A 16,192-nucleotide genomic window follows, 5' to 3' on the forward strand; every position below is an offset into this window, starting at 1 on the left:
CCCCACGCGGCGCGGAGGGCCCGACGTCAGTCGATGTCCACCAGACAGGCCCCCATCTCCAGCACGAGCGGCTCCCGCGCGGAGACCCGACAGCGCTGACCGGGGGTCTCCAGACGATTCCCTCCGACAATCGTCACGCCCTCCACCGCCTCGATGAAGAAGCAGGGGTGGTGGCCTCCGCCCACCGTCACCTGGGCCTGGTGCGGGGCCACGCCGTCCTGGTCCACGACGATGGCGTTGGTGTCCGCGCGCCCCACCGTCAGCGGCTTGGACCAGAGCTCGTGCCGTCCCCCCAGGCGCAGCGTGGAGAGCACCGCACCCTCCTTCGAGCGGAGGGTCACCTTCATCCGGTACTTCTCCACCCGCCAGTACACGATGGACGCGCTGAACGGCCGCGCGTCTCCCCACGCCAGCGTGCCTGACTCCGGGTCCACGCGGACGGTCTGGAAGTTCTCCGGCGAGCGCAGCCAGTCACGCATCTGGGGAGTCAGGTCCGGGACGCGCGCGGGCTCCCACTCGAAGAGACAGGGCTTGAGGCTCGCCTCGCCCTCGTGTCCGTCGCTGAAGCGCACCCGGACGACGAAGGGCGCCACACAGCGAGCCTCCAGAATCACCGCGGCCATGCTCGCACCTCTCCCGTTCGAGGAATCCTTCACGTCAGTGCGCGAATCCTAGCGCGAGGCAATCACAGAAGAGGAAGATTCCGGGCAGAGCGGATCCCAAAATCCCTCTCACCCATTCGAGGGATTCCCCTCACCCTGGATTGGAGTAGTCCCCACGTGGCGAGCGCATTAGAAGACTCGCCATGAGAGTGATTACATGAAGCCTGTCGTCCATTTCCCAGACAGGACACGCTCCTGCCCGGCGCGCACCGCGCTGTCCCTGTTGCTCCTGCTGCTCCCATCGCTGGCGTCGGGCGCCAACGAGGACGCCGTTGTCCACCCGACGCTGTCCTTCCACAACCGGGTCATGCAACTGGCGGGACTCCCTGATTGGAGCCGTGCGGGCTTCCGGGGAGGACAGGACCTGCCGTCCAGCGGGGACATCACCGCGAATGCACACTGCATCCTCACCTCGGAGGAGCTGGCCACCTATCACGGGGTGGTGCCGGATGACGGCGTCGACGACACCTCGGGGCTCCAGGCCGCCATCGATACACTCAAGGCGAACTGCTCGCCTTCGGCCAACTACAATGCGCTGTCATTGATTGCGCTGCCCGCGGGGCGAATCGACCTCAGCCGGCAGGTGTACGTGGACGCCGACTACCTGCTGATTCGAGGGCAGGGCTCCGGCGTCGGCGGCACGGAGCTGGTGTTCCGGCCCGACACGAACACCCGCTACGACACGCTCAGCACGGATGGAGGCCGCTGGGAGCCGCTGACGATGTCCTGGGGCACCGGAGCAGACACCGGCAAGGGTGGGTGGATATGGCCGGGTCGGGCGATGTTCCGCGTCCAGACGCGGGAGCTCGCCACGCGCTACCAGGACGAGCACGCGTCCGCGCCCGCCAACCGCAAGGACCTGTTCGAGGGCTCCATCAACCAGCACTGGGCCTCCGGCGTGAAGGTCGCGGGCAAGGCGGGGGATGCGAACCACGCGGCCCGCGAGGGACACCGCGTCATCCAGTTGGTGTCGAACGCGAACCTGTCGCGCTTCGCCGTCGGCGGTTACCTGTGGGTGGGCGCCGCGAACAGCCGGAACTTCTACGCGCAGCAGCAGATTGGCGCGGCGTCCGAGTCCTTGATGGAGGACCTGCACATGCGCCAGCAGGTGTTCCGCATCGTCGGGCTCGACGCGGGAGCGAAGACGGTCACCATCGACCGGCCGCTGGAATTCGACGTGCCCGTGGACTCCACGTCGGATGGCTCCGCGCCCATCGGCACGGAGGCCTTCGCAAGCAAGGTGACGCCGCTGCGCATGGTGGTGGGAGTGGGCTTCGAGGACTTCTCCTACACGCAGGACGTGAGTGGCCTTCCCCGGCTGGGAGGCGGCACCTATTCCCTGACGCCGGAGAGCGCGGTCCACAACTACGGCAACCTGGCACCCGAGTACGCCATGCACGGCATCCTGTTCAAGTGGGCGGCGGATGGATGGGTGCGGGGCCTCAGCGCGAAGATGACGGGCTCCCATCCGCTGGTGACGGAGGTCGCCCTGAACCTCCAGGTGCAGGACAACAGCTTCGACGGCGCCTGGAACAAGGGCAAGGGCGGCAATGGCTATCTGCGGGGCAGCCGCGTGTGGAGCTCGCTGTATGCCTTCAACACCAGTCGCAACCTGCGGCACTTCACCTTCCAGTGGTCCTCCAGCGGCAACGTGGCCTTCCGCAACAACCTGGACTCGGACCTGAACCTGCATGGCGGCTGGGAGCGCTACAACCTCTTCGAGGGAAACCTCGTGCGGGTGCCGTATGACCACCGCTCCGCCAGCTGCACCGCGAACTGCGGAGGCGAAGGCGGGCAGATTGATGCCGGCACCTGGTATCCCGTGTGGTGGGCCACCGGCCCCAAGGCCATCAAGTGGGCGGGCTCCTCCGGTCCGCAGAACATCTTCCGCAACAACACGCTCATCAAGCAGACGACGCCGGGCGGGCCGTACCTGCCCTACACGCCCTACTCCACGCCGGAGGAGACCCCCTCCGAGACGGTGTTCATGTTCGGCTCCAACCCGGCGAGTCCCCGCCAGTTCCTCCACCTGTCCCAGGGGGGCGTCCCCATCGCGGATTGGACGGGGCGGGAGACGCTGGACTACTCCGAGGCCCGGGGCGTCGCCACCGTCTCCCAGCCCGTCTTCCCCTCGCTGTTCCTGCTCAAGGACGCGCCCGTCATCCTCGTGTCCCGCGCGCGCACGGGCACCGTGGCGACGTGGAACATGCAGGGCGCGGGCACGGGACAGAACGGCCCGTACGAGAGCAAGTACGTCTCCGACCTGGCGGGACTGATGGCATCGGGCCGGGGCGTCAACGCGGACGTCGTCGCCATCCAGGAGGCGGGGCTTCCACCCCCGAGCGTGCGCAACGCGGAGATTCAGCGCTTCGCCCAGAATGAGTACCAGAACGCCGCGGGCGTCCATCCGGACGTGGTGCAGTACCGCCTCTCCGGCTCGCAGCTGCGTCCCCAGTCCTACCTGTATTGGATGGAGACCGACCCCAACGGCCACCGCGTCAACCTGGCCGTGGCCAGCCAGCAGGAGGCCGACGAGGTCTTCGTGGTGCTTCCCCCGCTCAACTGGGGAGGCCCGGTCCTGCGCCCCGCGCTGGGCATCCGCCTGGGGAACACCGTCTACTTCTCCCTCCACGCGATTTCCCCCAACGGCCCCGACGCCTCGGGACTCATCCAGGAGATTCGCGCGCGGATGGCCGCGGCGAACGGAGGCCAGGGGTATGACTGGGTCGCGCTGGGTGACTTCAACCGGGACCCCGACACCCTCCGCAATGCCCTGCCGCTCGGGCAGTACCACGTCCAGGACCCCTCGGGGCCCACCCAGGGCACGCCGGAGCCCACCAGCACCCTGGACTACGCGGTGGGACCCAACCATCAGGTGCCGCGCATCTTTGGGGGCGCGGTGCATCGCATCCTGAATTCGGACCACCAGCCCGTGGTCTACAGCCACAACTTCCGGGCGGGCGGTGGCGCGCCCGAGGAGCCGGACGGGCCGGATGACCCGGAGCTGCCCTCCGTGGCCGTGGTGCGCAGCGCCTGGTCGGGCCAGGTGCTGGACGTCAACGGCAACTCCACGAATCACGGCGTGCCCATCATCGAGTACCCATACCACCAAGGGCTGAACCAGCAGTGGCACCTGCGCCGCGAGGACGCGCACCCCGGCTACTACCGGCTCCAGAACGGCAACAGCCACCAGTACCTGGGACAGCAGGGCAGCGCGGCCAATGCCATCCTCGTGCAGTGGCACGAGCGCGTGGATGACCAGCTCTGGCGGCCGGAGCTCCAACCGGACAATTCCTACATCCTTCGCAACTTCGTCACCGGACAGGTGATGACGTCATGGCTGGGCGGCGGCTCCCTGCACACGGTGAGTGGTGTGGACGAGTCCCCGGAGATGGCCTTCGCGCAGCGCTGGTTCCTCCAATCCGTGGCGGAGGCCGATGACCGGGAGGAAATCGTGAGCTTCCCACCTCAATCCGGGACGGACCTCGTCGTGGACGTGGAGGGCGGCGGCGTCCTGGAGCACACGCCCATCATCCTGTACCCGGACAACACGAGCGAGAACCAGGTCTTCGACTTCATCTCCGCGGGCAGCCTGGGCACGGACCCGTGCGGCTATCTCTTCAACGGCACGGGCTACCTCGGCGCGGACTCGCCCATCGGCATCCCCCAGGACGATGACGCCGTCGCGCTGACGTACTACCAGCCGCAGAACCCGGAGATTCTCTGGTGCGTGAGCACCGTGGGCGGCGTGGCGAACAAGCTCTACAACCTGACCGGCTCGCCCAGGACGCCCCACAAGCTGTACCTCACGCGCGGCGCGACAGGAGCGCAGCTCCGCGTCCGGACGGAGCTGACGAGCGGTGACTCGCAGGTGTGGCGCCTGCGCGTGACGGAGTGAGCCCTGGCGCGGGGGGCCGGGGCACAAGGCCTCAGTCCCTCGCGCTCCGGCTCAAGAGTCCGGGGCCGTCCTTCTCGTCCCGGCGCAGCTCGAAGCTGAACGTGGCGCCTTCGCCGGGGGTGCTTTCGACGGAAATCCTGCCGCCGTGCTCCTGGATGAGCTGCTTGGAGATGTAGAGGCCCAGCCCCAGCCCGCTGGACTCGCTCGCGGACGTCGCGCGCTCGAAGCGGACGAAGATTCGCTCGTGCTGGTCGGCGGGGATGCCGCGGCCTTCATCCCGGAGGCTGAACCTCACCCAGCTCCCCCGCTGCTCCAGCGTCGCGTGCACCGGCTTGCCGGGGGCGTACTTGATGGCGTTGATGATGAAGTTCGTCAGCACCTGCTCGATTCGCGCGGCGTCCAGCGACAGCCGGAGGCCCTCCTCCAGCCGCTGCTCCAGCAGGATGCCTGCCGCCTCGAACTGGGGCGCGAAGCGGGCCAGCACGTCCCGCACCAGGTCGGAGAGGTTCGTCTCCACCCGAATCACCGTCAGCTTGCCGGTGCTGATGCGGGACACGTCGAGCATGTCGTTGACCAGACGCGACAGGCGCTCCACCTGGAGGAGCGTGGTGTCGAGCAGCCTCCCGAAGCGCGCGGGGGCAATCCCCGCGAGCCCCTGGCTCGAGAAGACGCGCCGGGTCATCTGCGTCTGGAGCTTGAGCGTGGTCAGCGGCGTGTTGAGCTCGTGCGAGGCGACCCCGATGAAGGTGTCCCGGGCGACGAGGGCCGCGCGGAGGTTGTCCGCGAGCTGTTCAATCTCCTGCTGCTCGTTGACCTGGTCCGTCACCTCGTAGATGACCACCAGGATGCCATCCACCCGGCCCGACGCGTCCCGCTTCGCCTGATAGGTGAAGTTGACGAACATCTCCCGGGCGACCCCGTCGGCCTGCACCATGGAAGCGCGCAGCTTCGTGCCGTGGAAGCTCTGCCCCGTCTGATAGACGCCGTCGAGTATCTCGTAGAACCCCTGCCCCTCCAGCTCCGGCAGCGCCTGCCTCACGGACAGGTTCAGCAGGTCCGTGACAGGCCGCCCACCGAACAGCATGGACATGAAGGGAGCGTTCGCGAAGGTGTAGACGTGGCGCGGCCCGCTGAGGATGGCGATGCCGAGCGGCGCTTGAAGCAGGAAGCTCTGGAGCTCCTGGCGCGCGCGCAGGACCTCCTCCTCCGCCCACTTCCGCTCGCTGATGTCGAGCGAGGTCCCGATGAACCGGGTGGCCCTTCCCTCCGCGTCGAAGGAGACCTGCCCTCGCGCCTCGACCCAGCGAGGCCGTGCGCCAGGCGGGGCCACCACCCGGTGCTCCTTCTGGTACAGCCCCCCTTGCGTCTTCCCCGCGAGCGCGGCGGCGATGCTCTCGTGCACACCCCGCACATCCTCGGGATGGATGCGCTCCAGCACCTGGTCGAGGCGGTACTCCGACTGCTCGGGCAGCCCGAAGAGCGCGGTCATCCGCGCATCCGCCGTCATCGTCCCGGGGCCGACCTCCAGCTCCCAGGTGCCCGCTCCCGAAGCCTCCACCACGCGGCGCAGCCGCTCCTCGCCGCGCCGCAGGGCCTGCTCACTGAAGATGCGCCCGGTGGTCTCGGTGCAGACCACCAGCGTGCCCTGAATCCTCCCGGACTCGTCGAAGACCGGGGAGTAGCCGTAGGTCCAATAGACGTCCTCGATGCGGCCGTTGCGGAAGATGGGGACGAGCTGGTCCTCGTTCCAACTGGCCTTCCCCTCGCGCATCACGTCTTCGATTTGCGGGCCGATGATGGGCCAGATTTCCGGCCACGTCTCCCGGCCCGGCCGTCCCAGCGCACCGGGGTGCTTGCCCCGGCCGAAGCTGGGGACATAGGCATCGTTGTAGAACTGGATGAGCTCCGGCCCCCACCAGAGGAACATGGGGTGGCGGGAGTGCAGCAGCGTCTTGACGACGGTCTTCAACGAGCCGGGCCAGCGCTCCACGGGCCCCACGGGCGTGGCGGCCCAGTCCAGCTCACGCATCCGGGAGGCCATCTCTCCGGCCCCACTGAACAGTTCCTCCGCCTTCACGTGATGGGACTCCCGGGTCGTGCCGAGGGAGCCGGGTTCTAGAGCATCCCCGTCCCTCATGAAACAACTCCGCGAGACCAGACAAGCCCACGGACCCTCTTCTCCAACGGGCGCGCTCGCGAGGCGGTGGTTATCACCAGGGCCATGCGGCGGGGCCCCCGCCTCGCCGCTCCCCTACCAACCGGAGTCACACATGAAGATTGGAATCATCGGCGCGGGTTACATCGGCTCGGCGCTGGCGAGGAAGTGGGTGAAGCTGGGTCACCAGGTCGTGCTGGCCAACTCGCGCGGACCGGACACACTGAAGGAGCTGGCCGCCGAGATTGGAGCGACCGCGGGCACCGTCGAGCAGGCCGCGCACGCCGGCGAGGTCGTCGTCGTCACCATCCCCCAGCGCGCGGTGGTGGACCTGCCCAAGGACCTCTTCAAGGGCGTCCCCGCCAACGTGGTCGTCATCGACACCGGCAACTACTATCCGATTCGCGACGGCGACATCCCCGCGCTCACCTCAGGACAAATCGAGAGCGCCTGGGTCGGCGAGCATCTGGGTCGGCCGGTCATCAAGGTGTTCAATAACATCTACTCCAAGTCCCTGGCGGAGAAGGGCGCGCCGAAGGGCTCCCCGGGGCGCATCGCGCTCCCCGTCTCCGGTGACCCGGCCGAGGCGCGAGCGAAGGTCATGCGCCTGGTGGACGAGCTGGGGTTCGACCCGGTCGACGCGGGCGGCCTCGACGAGTCCTGGCGGCATCAGCCGGGCACGCCCGCCTACACGAAGGACTTCGACGCGCGCGGGCTGAAGGAAGCGCTCGCCGCCGCCGAGAAGAGCCGCCTCCCCGAGTACCGCAAGGCCGCGGATGAGTCGCTCAAGGCGTACTTCGCGACCCTGCCCAAGGGCTGAGCCAGGACGGAGTTCCTCAGAGAGGCGCCGCGTCGACCGTGGACTCCGGCGCGGGCGGCGGCGGCGCCTCGTCCTGACTCACCTGGGAGTTCAGGACCCAGCTCAGTGGATGCCCGCCCCGCTGACTGAGGAAACAGCCTCAGGCGGCCTGTTGGGAGCGGGCCTGGTGCTCCTTCATGGCCCGGCAGCGCCCCAGGTAGTGCTCGAAGGCACGCAGCAGCGCGTCCGGGTCCTTCAGCTTGCTCAAGCAGAGCGAGCGCTTCTCCTTGGACCGCCCTTCTCCCGTCACCTGCAGGTCCAGGTACTTCTTGAACATGCGGTCCGCCGTGCTGGCGTGAGTCACCTCCGAGAGCAGCACGGGCTCCTCCCACTCCGGGCAATGCACCTGGGCGAAGTCGAGCGTGGCCTCATGTCCGGCCTCCTTGCCCTCGAAGGACAGCGGCGGGAAGTGCCGCTCCACGTGCTGCCGCTCCTCGTCGTTGGACGGCACGTAGCGGTACGCGAGCACCAGGTCATGGGCCTGTGAGAAGCGCGCCTCGTAGGCGCCCCACAGCCGCGCCTCGATGGCCTCCGCCTCTTGAATCGTGCTCACCCAGGAGAACGTCACGGGCTCGAGCAGCACCTGCGCCATGTCCGACGGCGCCAGCCGCGCGTTGACGTTCTCCAACCGCGCGGAGAGCGGGGGATGCGAGTCGAACGGATGCGGCGTCACGGAGCCGTGTAAATCCCCGTGCACGGCATCCGACTGCGCGTAGTCCGCGAAGCCGAGCGCGACGCGCCGGGCGATGGCCACCGACTGCTGCCGCTCGTCGCGGGAGAAGAGGTCCGCCTCGACACGGTCCCTGAAGCCCGCGTACGCGCCCACCTTCACCAGCGAGCGGGCGATGTCCCGACCGGAGGTGATGCCCGCGGCGAGTCGGTCCGCGGCCAGCTCGCTTTCGCGCCGGCTGCGTCCCAGCGACAGCTCGAAGAGCCCGCGGTACGCCAGCATGAAGTGGTAGATGGGGCGCGTCAGGCCTCCCTCATGCAGCGTCTGGAGATACTGGGCGAAGTGCGCGAGCCTCGGCGCCAGCCGCTTGCCGTGGCCCGTGTCGCCGCCCAGCAGGTGTCCCATCTCGTGCGCGAGCACCGCGTCCGCCTCCGACTGCTCCAACAGGCGCAGCAAGGACAGGCTCACGTAGAGCGTCCGGCCAGAGAGCGTCTGTCCGCCGACGCGCACGTCGCTCTCCGTGACGAAGAAGTTGGCGTCGATGCCCGCGAGGATGTGGTCCGGCGGGGGCGTATCGAGCCGCGCGCACAGCCGGCGCACGTGCGCCCAGAGCTCCGGGGCCTTGGACTCCTCCAACACCTCCGCCTCCACCTCGAAGTCCATGGGCGGACGGCGGAAGATGGCGACCACCACGAGGAAGATGGCCATGGCGGCCAGGATGCCCACCACGCCGATGAGCTTGGGTGAATAGCGATTGAACCAGAGCGCCGTCACCCAATAGGACAACCACACCGCCAGGCCGCCCTGTCCAATCGCCTGGAGCGCGCCCGTGACGCGGAGCACGTTCCACCCCACGACGAAGCTGATGAACTGGAACGGCCGGGACACGAACGCGGCCAGGCCACACAATAGGGCAATCACGGTGGTGGCGAGCCCCAGCGCCAGCAGGCCCGACGCCAGGCTGTGCATCCAGTCGAACTGCTTCACGTCCTTGCACACCTCGGCGAGGTTGCTCCGGAAGTTCGCCAGCGCCTCATCCGTGCTCAGGCAGGCAGCCGAGGCGGGAACGGCGCGGAAGAAAGCCAGGGTCTCCGCCCGCTGCTCCTCGGTGAGTTCGGTGTCCTGGGACACCTGCTTCTCGATGGACTCGAGCACGTCCCCGTCCACGCTGGCGGTCGCGTGGCCGGTGAACCAGAGGCCGAAGAGTGGAAGGGCGAAGAGCCAGAGAGCGGGCAGCACGTAGCTGCGCAGGAAGCCGGGGGCGGTCGTCGTAGGTCGCATGGGTATCGGTGCCGACAATCCTACTCCCGGGCGGGTGTCTCCCCGCCAGCCGCCTGGAGCAGGTCCCGTTCCCACCCTCACCTGCTCGACTCGTTTTCACGGGCTTTCACCGAACCCGAACCATCACCACCTTGGGGTACGCGATGGAGAACCCCAGGCGCTCCATGTTCCGCTGGGACCCGCTGGCCGGCAGGGTGCTGCTCGACGCCAACATGCCTCCCTGGCGAATGGCCCACGCCAGTCGCGCTGAAATCAACTCCTGCTGCAGTCCCCTGCCACGGAAGCGCTCGCGCACCGACGTTCCCGACAACGTCGCCACGCCGTCATGCAGGGCCACGGTGCCGCCGCCCGCTGGCTCTCCGTCCACCAGCGCGAGGAAGCAGGTGGTGCCTGGCATCGTCGCCGTGCCCATCATGAGTGAGGCCTCCGCGTCCGACACCTCCTCGCGTCCGAGGAAGCCCCGGGCCACCGTGCGCGAGAAGGCCTCCGCCTCTCCATCACGGAGGGGACGAATCTCCGCGACTGTCGGCGGCGTGGGACTTCCCGGCAACGCGCGCACGAGCACCTGCTGGAACTCGCCCACCTGATAGCCCCGCTGCGCCAGCCCCTGGGCCAGCGTGGGATGGGCGAAGGGCAACAGGTCAATCTGGAGCAGGCCGCCAGCCTGGCCCAGATGGGACTCCACCCGGTCCAGGTCCTCGGCGCTGACGGGCCCTTCCAGTCCCAGCGCGACCGCCTGGGTGAGGGGCGAGTCCGGACCGTTGAAGAGGGCCAGGCCTCCGGCGACTTCGAGGACACCGGAGGGCGGCGTGGCACTGCGATTCTGCACCGCCTGGGCCAGCTCCAGGCGCCGGGCGAGCCGAGCGTCCACCACCAAGCGTGACGGCGAAGATGAAGGCTGCATGGCGCGCACCCTCATCCACGACGGGCGGCGGTGTCTATCGGCTTCCGGCGCCGCTTGTCACAATCGTGCGCTCCTTCACGCCCGTTTCGCGCGACGGCGGTGACTCGGGTTGCGCGGCGCCACCTCAGCTCCCATCATCGAGCGACGGGAAGACGCCTCGAAGGCACTTCAGGCGCGCCTGAACGGAGGGTGGCCAGATGGACGGGACGTCCCACCGTCAGTGCACGAGTTCACCAGGAAACGTCTTGCCGGCACGGCGCCTTGCCAGACGTGCTACGCGACCCAGTCGCCGCTTCTTCTCTCGCCGCGCCAGTCCCCCTCCCCCATCGTGAACCCACCTGTCCACGGCTCCCGCTCCGCGAGTGCATCCCCGCCCGGGGCGGACTTTGCGCGGGTGTGGATGGTCGACGACAGCCCCACGCAGTTGGAGCGGGCCCGGGCGCTCCTGTCGAAACACCACGCGGTCGAGACCTTCCGCGACGCCGAGGCGATGATCGAGCGGCTCACCCAGGGCCTCCCTCCCGACGTGCTCCTGCTGGACTGGCAGTTGCCGGGCGTCTCTGGACTGGATGCGTGCCGCTACGTGCGCGAGCACTACGATGACGTCACGCTGCCCATCCTGATTCTCTCCGCGCGGGGCGCCCACGCGGACTTCACCGAGGGCCTGCGGGCCGGGGCCAGCGACTACGTCTCCAAGCCCTACGACGACGCGGAGCTGCTCGCGCGCGTGGGCAGCCTCCTGCGCATCCGGGCGCAGGGACAGCAACTGCGCGAGCGCGAGGCGTATCTGGCCACGACGCTCTCCAGCATCGGAGACGCGGTCATCACCACGGACCGTGCCGGACACATCACCTTCCTCAACCCCGTGGCCGAGCGAGTCACCGGCTGGAGCGACGCCCAGGCGCGGCAGCGTCCCGTGACGGACGTCTTCAAGCTCATCGACGCCTCCACCCGGGCCCTCGTGGAGGACCCCGTCGGCCGCGTCCTCACGCGGGGCACGACCCAGGGGCTCGTCGGGCCCACGCTGCTCTTGCGCAGGGATGGCTCGGAGGTCCCCATCGAGGACAGTGCCGCGCCCATCCGCGTGGGCATCAACGAGCTGACGGGCGTCGTGCTCGTCTTCCGGGATGTCACCGAACAGAGCAAGACGCGGCAACACAACGAGGCCCTCGACGCGAAGGTCCGCGCCAGCGAGGCCGAGCTGCGCATCCTGCTCGACGCGATTCCCGTCCTCGTCTCGTATGTCACCCCGGAGGAGACCTACGGCCGGGTCAACAAGGCGTACGAGGACTGGTTCGGAATCGCCCAGGACAGCCTCCGGGGCAGGTCCCTCCGGAAGGTCATCGGGGAGGCCGCGTACGAGGTGCTCGGGCCCTACGTGAAGCGAGGGCTGGCGGGAGAAGACCTCTCGTTCGAGCAACATGACGTGCCCTACCGGTTGGGCGGCACGCGCGACGTGAGGGTCACCTTCATCGCGCACCGGGAGGCGGGGCAGCCCGCGGGGGGCTACGTCGCGCTGCTCCAGGACATCACCGCGGAGCGGAGGCTGGCGAAGGAGCGCGAGCGCTCGGCCCAGCAACAGCGGGAGCAGGCGGAGTTCGAGCAGCAGCTCATCGGCATCGTGAGCCACGACCTGCGCAATCCCCTGGCCGCCATCCTGATGGGGGCGGCCCGGCTGAATCAGCAGGACGGGCTGGATTCGAATGTCCGCAAGACGTCGGCGCGCATCCATTCATCCGCGGCTCGCGCGGTGCGCATGGTGAACGAGCTGCTGGACTTCACGCAGGCCCGGATGGGCGGCGGCATCCGGATTGAGTGCAACCCCACGGACCTCCACTCCCTCTTGTGCACCATGGTGGACGAGGTGGAGACCGCCAACCCCGCCGCCCGGGTGAAGGTGGAGATGAGCGGCGACGGGCTGGGCCTGTGGGACGGAGACCGGCTCTCCCAGGTGCTCCAGAACCTGGTGACGAATGCCCTCAAGTATGGCGCGCCCGACAGGCCCATCCACGTCGTCGCCCGGGGCGATACCGAACACGTCACATTCAGCGTGCACAACGAGGGTGAGCCCATCCCCGCCGACCAGCTCTCCGCCCTCTTCGAGCCCTTCCAGCGGGGCACGGGCACCGTGGACACGACGGGGCGCAGCGTGGGGCTGGGCCTGTTCATTGTGAAGTCGATTGTCGACGCGCACGGCGGGCGCATCGAGGTGCGGTCCGAGGCAGGCCAGGGCACCACATTCATCGTGCGCCTGCCCCGCCACGCGCGCAGCTCGGCGCCGCGCTAGCCGGGCCGCGGCCCTTCGTCAGGAAGGGCCGGGCCTTGTGACTCACCCCTCCAGGTCGCCGACAATCTTCCCGAAGGGAGACGGCGTGCCCAGCATCTTCTGGAACCGGTTCCGGTTGTCCGAGCCCACGTCGTAGTTGTTGAAGTTGACGTCGTTGGAGTTCTTCCCGTCCGGCAGCATGCCCGAGTAGTCCTGGCGGGCCGGCAGTCCGTGCTCCGCGCGAATCTTGTTCTCGGTGGGCGCCCAGCCCGCGGGCGTGTGCGGCGTGGGCTTCAGGCCCACCGTCTCGAACTCCTCGCGCAGGCGCAGGCGGTCCTCGACGGTCTCCTTCATGTTGGCGGAGTGCGACGGGTACTGCTGGAAGACAGGCGCGTCGGCGTGCTTGCTGGCCGCCAGGGGGCTGACCTGCACGCCGTTGGCCGCGCGCCAGGCGTGGACCGACTCGTGGCCCAGGCTGTTGAAGCGCTGGCCCGGGTCGTTCTCGTTGTAGTTGATGCGGCTGGCCGTGCCCGTGCCGGGCTGGCCTTCGTAGCGGTACGCGGGGCGGAGGGAGTCGAGGGTGCCGTTGTGCCGGGGCGAGTGCGACATGGGCATCGAGGCCTCGCGGCCCGAGTAGAGGTCCGCCACCGTCAGCGGGTTGCGCTGGGTGCCGATGGCGCCGGGGTTCACCTGGGACGTGCGGTCATTGAGCTCCGTCATCATCCGGCCGCCCTCGGGCCGGCTCGTCAGCCGGTGCGTGGAGTTGCGGGCATCCTGCGTGAAGTCGGCGAAGTCCGCGCCCGTCTGGCCGCTGTCGCGGCGGGTGCGGATTCCCTGGAGGTCCGGGTGCACCACGCCATAGTCCGTGGGCTTGAGGTTGGCCTTGCCGTCCTGCAGCTCCGTGGGCGACGGGCGCGGCTGGGAAGGCGCGCCGGCCGACTCGGTCTTCTGCGGCGGCGTCTTCTCCGGCGTCTTCGCGGGCGTCTTCTCCGGCGTCTTCGGCTTGCTCGTCTCCAGCTTCGGGGGCGCGCTGTTGCTGCGGGAGCGGGAGGAAGAGGAGGAGGAACCGAGGGAAGACGGCTTGGAGCGGAGCTTCATGGGGATCGCCTCTGGAGGGAGTCGGTGACGAGGCTCCCTAGAGCATCCGGTGTGCCAGCCTCCCCGTGGCGGGGCGCGGCCCTGGAGCGACCTGATTTCAAGAGGTTCCACCGGGCGCGGGGCTCTCCCGGAAGCTTCCGCTGATGACCGTGAACAAGGGGCTGATGACTGCCGTCATCAGGCGCGGCGCCCTCCAGGCTGGCAAACACCATGAGGGCCGCCTAGAAGCACGCCCCCTTCATCCAAGGCTCATCCACCGCATGAATCGCAAGAACGCGCTCAGCACCCTGCTCGCACTGGGACTGCTGACGACCCTCAGTGCCCAGGCCGAGGTGCTGTTCTCCCAGGCCAACCTCCTGCTCAACAAGAACCAGCTCTCCGCGGTGAACTATCGCGGCAAGGGCCTGTCGCTGCCCGTGGGGACGAAGGTGGAGGTCCTCAAGCGGAGCGACGACGAGGTGCGCTGCCGGGTGGTCGACTCGGGGGCCGAGTTCAAGTTCGTCTCGCACAAGAGCCTGGGCAAGGACGCTTCCGCGCTGTTCCCCTCCTTCTTCTCCGCGAAGGACCCCGCGGCGCGCATCGCCGCGCTCACGCCGGAGGAGCAGAAGCAGGTCAAGGCGGGTGAGCTGGCCCGCGGAATGTCCCGGGACGCGGTGCTGCTGACGGTGGGCCCGCCGCCGCCGCACCGGACGCTGTCGCTGGAGAGCAAGACGTGGACCTACTGGAGCTCGAAGTTCTCCACGTTCGAGGTCATCTTCGATGCCGATGGCAAGGTGGTGTCGTTCGGTGACGAGCCCGCGCCGGTGGCCGCTCCCGCTCCCGCCCCGTCGGAGAAGGTCTTCCACCACGCGACGGCCAACTTCCACTTCGACAACGACACCCTGTCCTGGGTGAACTACCTCAAGGGCCCCATCCTCCCGTTCAACACCCGGGTGGAGGTGCTGGACAAGGGCGGCTCGAAGGTGAAGTTCAAGGTCGTGGAGACGGGCAAGGAGTTCGTGTTCGAGAACGACGAGCGCTCGGGCGCTGACACCTGGGCGCTGTTCCAGGCCGCGTTCGCCCCCGAGGACCAGGCCCCCAAGCTCCAGACGCTGTCGGAGCAGGACCGCAAGAAGGTCTCCGCGTCGGAAGTGGTGACGGGCATGTCCCGCGCCGCCGTGCGCATGGCGTGGGGGCCGCCGCCGCCGCATGAGACGCCCTCGTTCAACTCCACCGTCTGGACCTACTGGAAGAGCAAGCTGGTCAAGGTGAAGGTCACCTTCGACAAGGACGACAAGGTCGCGTCCATCGAGTAGCGGCCCGCCGCCCCGGCTGTCCTGGTGGAGCCTCGACTCCGTGGGACAGCCGGAGGTGGCCGTTCGTCAGCGCTCCTTCAGCGCAGGGCGAAGCGCCGCCGGTAGGCGTCCGGCGTCAGGCCCGTACGGGCCTTGAAGCGGCGACGGAACGAGGTGGTCTCCGCGTAGCCCACGGCCTGGGAGATGTCCTCCACGGTGCGAGGGGTGGTCTCCAGGAGGTGCCGGGCGGCTTCGATTCGCAGGCGCTGGACGTAATCGAGCGGCGTGTCGCCGGTGGCCTTGCGGAAGCGGCGCAGCAACGTGCGCTCTCCCAGGCTCGCCGCCACGGCCGCGCCCGTCAGGCTCACCGGGCCGGCGAGGTGCGCCTCCAGCCATTCCTGGGCGCGCAGCACGGCCTCGTCTCCGTGGCCTCGGGGAATGGCCTGCACCGCGTAGGGCGCCTGGAACCTGCGACCCGGCTCCACCAGGAGCATCTTCGCGCACAGTGCCGCCAGCTCCGGCGAGGCGTGCTTCGCCACCAGGTGCAGGCAGAGGTCCAGGTAGGCCGTCACGCCGCCCGCGGTGAGTACGTCGCCGTGGTCCACCAGGAGCAGCTCTGGCTTGAGCGCCACGCGCGGATAGCGCGCCACGAAGTCCTGGGCGAGCCCCCAGTGGGTGGTGGCCTCCCTTCCATCCAGGAGGCCCGTCTTCGCGAGCAGGAAGGCCCCGGCGCATACCGCCGCGAGCGTGGTGCCCCGGGCATGCTGCCCCGCCAGCCAGTCAGCCGTGGAGTGCTCGGCCACGCTGCCCTCCAGGTTGCCGATGACGGCGGGGACGAAGACGACATCGAAGCGTTCGGAGGCGGCCGGCACCCGCGCGGCGGCGAGCTCCAGGCCGTGGAAGCTCCGGACGGGGCCCGCGCGAGCGGCCACCAGCTCGGCGGTGAAGGGCTCGCTCCGGCCCTGCTCACGGCTCAGGAGGTTCGCCATGGCGAACACGTCCAGCGGCCCCGTCACGCTGGAGGCCACGCAGCCCTCCAGGGCCAGCACCGCGATGTGGAGTGACGAGGACCTGGCGGCCATGCGCGCTTGTCGGTTTCCGCCCGGACTTTGTCAATCCGAGCAC

The 16,192-nt window shown here is 68.9% G+C and carries 10 protein-coding genes; 4 read left to right on the forward strand and 6 right to left on the reverse strand.

Annotation, left to right across the window (positions count from 1 at the left end; genetic code table 11):
- Positions 1–26: 26 nt before the first annotated feature.
- Entirely contained in the window at positions 27–623 is a 597-nt protein-coding gene (locus tag G4D83_RS32785; RefSeq protein ID WP_163868811.1) for an FHA domain-containing protein, read from the reverse strand.
- 196 nt (positions 624–819) lie between these two features.
- Here G4D83_RS32785 and G4D83_RS32790 point away from each other — a divergent pair, with 196 nt between their 5' ends.
- Entirely contained in the window at positions 820–4,560 is a 3,741-nt protein-coding gene (locus tag G4D83_RS32790) for an RICIN domain-containing protein (protein WP_163868812.1), read from the forward strand.
- A 31-nt stretch (positions 4,561–4,591) separates the two neighbouring features.
- Here the strand turns inward: G4D83_RS32790 and G4D83_RS32795 are convergent, their stop codons facing one another.
- On the reverse strand, positions 4,592–6,637 hold the full coding sequence (locus tag G4D83_RS32795) for a sensor histidine kinase (RefSeq protein WP_163868813.1): 2,046 nt from the start codon (positions 6,635–6,637) through the stop codon (positions 4,592–4,594).
- Positions 6,638–6,830: 193 nt separating this feature from the next.
- Between G4D83_RS32795 and G4D83_RS32800 the strand changes: the two genes are divergently transcribed.
- A complete protein-coding gene (locus G4D83_RS32800; RefSeq protein WP_163868814.1) occupies positions 6,831–7,535 on the forward strand; it encodes an NADPH-dependent F420 reductase in 705 nt (234 codons plus the stop codon).
- Positions 7,536–7,674: 139 nt separating this feature from the next.
- Here the strand turns inward: G4D83_RS32800 and G4D83_RS32805 are convergent, their stop codons facing one another.
- Both G4D83_RS32805 and G4D83_RS32810 read right to left on the reverse strand, forming a co-directional pair.
- Positions 7,675–9,525, reverse strand: a complete 1,851-nt coding sequence (locus tag G4D83_RS32805) for a M48 family metallopeptidase (RefSeq protein WP_205522770.1) — start codon at positions 9,523–9,525, stop codon at positions 7,675–7,677.
- Positions 9,526–9,631: 106 nt separating this feature from the next.
- Positions 9,632–10,429: a GNAT family N-acetyltransferase gene (locus tag G4D83_RS32810; RefSeq protein WP_163868815.1), complete on the reverse strand. Its 798-nt coding sequence runs from the start codon at positions 10,427–10,429 to the stop codon at positions 9,632–9,634.
- A 400-nt stretch (positions 10,430–10,829) separates the two neighbouring features.
- On the opposite strand from G4D83_RS32810, the gene G4D83_RS32815 reads away from it, so the two are divergent.
- The gene (locus tag G4D83_RS32815) at positions 10,830–12,716 is read left to right on the forward strand and encodes a hybrid sensor histidine kinase/response regulator (RefSeq protein ID WP_163868816.1); all 1,887 of its coding nucleotides are present in this window, start codon (positions 10,830–10,832) and stop codon (positions 12,714–12,716) included.
- Between the two features lie 42 nt (positions 12,717–12,758).
- Here the strand turns inward: G4D83_RS32815 and G4D83_RS32820 are convergent, their stop codons facing one another.
- Positions 12,759–13,793 carry a M91 family zinc metallopeptidase gene (locus G4D83_RS32820; protein ID WP_163868817.1) on the reverse strand — a complete coding sequence of 345 codons (1,035 nt, stop codon included), beginning with the start codon at positions 13,791–13,793 and terminating at the stop codon, positions 12,759–12,761.
- Positions 13,794–14,053: 260 nt separating this feature from the next.
- Between G4D83_RS32820 and G4D83_RS32825 the strand changes: the two genes are divergently transcribed.
- A complete protein-coding gene (locus G4D83_RS32825; protein ID WP_163868818.1) occupies positions 14,054–15,088 on the forward strand; it encodes a PH domain-containing protein in 1,035 nt (344 codons plus the stop codon).
- 77 nt (positions 15,089–15,165) lie between these two features.
- Here G4D83_RS32825 and G4D83_RS32830 read toward each other — a convergent pair whose 3' ends face one another.
- A complete protein-coding gene (locus G4D83_RS32830; protein ID WP_163868819.1) occupies positions 15,166–16,149 on the reverse strand; it encodes a GlxA family transcriptional regulator in 984 nt (327 codons plus the stop codon).
- Positions 16,150–16,192: the final 43 nt, after the last annotated feature.

The sequence above is a fragment of the Myxococcus eversor genome, assembly GCF_010894455.1.
In the GTDB taxonomy this organism is placed as follows: Bacteria; Myxococcota; Myxococcia; order Myxococcales; family Myxococcaceae; genus Myxococcus; species Myxococcus eversor.

What these genes read in the sequence shown, in the direction of transcription:
- G4D83_RS32785 (WP_163868811.1), bottom strand. Translation starts at nt 623, where the DNA reads ATGGCCGCGGTGATTCTGGAGGCTCGCTGTGTGGCGCCCTTCGTCGTC.
- G4D83_RS32790 (WP_163868812.1), top strand. Translation starts at nt 820, where the DNA reads ATGAAGCCTGTCGTCCATTTCCCAGACAGGACACGCTCCTGCCCGGCG.
- G4D83_RS32800 (WP_163868814.1), top strand. Translation starts at nt 6,831, where the DNA reads ATGAAGATTGGAATCATCGGCGCGGGTTACATCGGCTCGGCGCTGGCG.
- G4D83_RS32805 (WP_205522770.1), bottom strand. Translation starts at nt 9,525, where the DNA reads ATGCGACCTACGACGACCGCCCCCGGCTTCCTGCGCAGCTACGTGCTG.
- G4D83_RS32810 (WP_163868815.1), bottom strand. Translation starts at nt 10,429, where the DNA reads ATGCAGCCTTCATCTTCGCCGTCACGCTTGGTGGTGGACGCTCGGCTC.
- G4D83_RS32815 (WP_163868816.1), top strand. Translation starts at nt 10,830, where the DNA reads ATGGTCGACGACAGCCCCACGCAGTTGGAGCGGGCCCGGGCGCTCCTG.
- G4D83_RS32820 (WP_163868817.1), bottom strand. Translation starts at nt 13,793, where the DNA reads ATGAAGCTCCGCTCCAAGCCGTCTTCCCTCGGTTCCTCCTCCTCTTCC.
- G4D83_RS32825 (WP_163868818.1), top strand. Translation starts at nt 14,054, where the DNA reads ATGAATCGCAAGAACGCGCTCAGCACCCTGCTCGCACTGGGACTGCTG.
- G4D83_RS32830 (WP_163868819.1), bottom strand. Translation starts at nt 16,149, where the DNA reads ATGGCCGCCAGGTCCTCGTCACTCCACATCGCGGTGCTGGCCCTGGAG.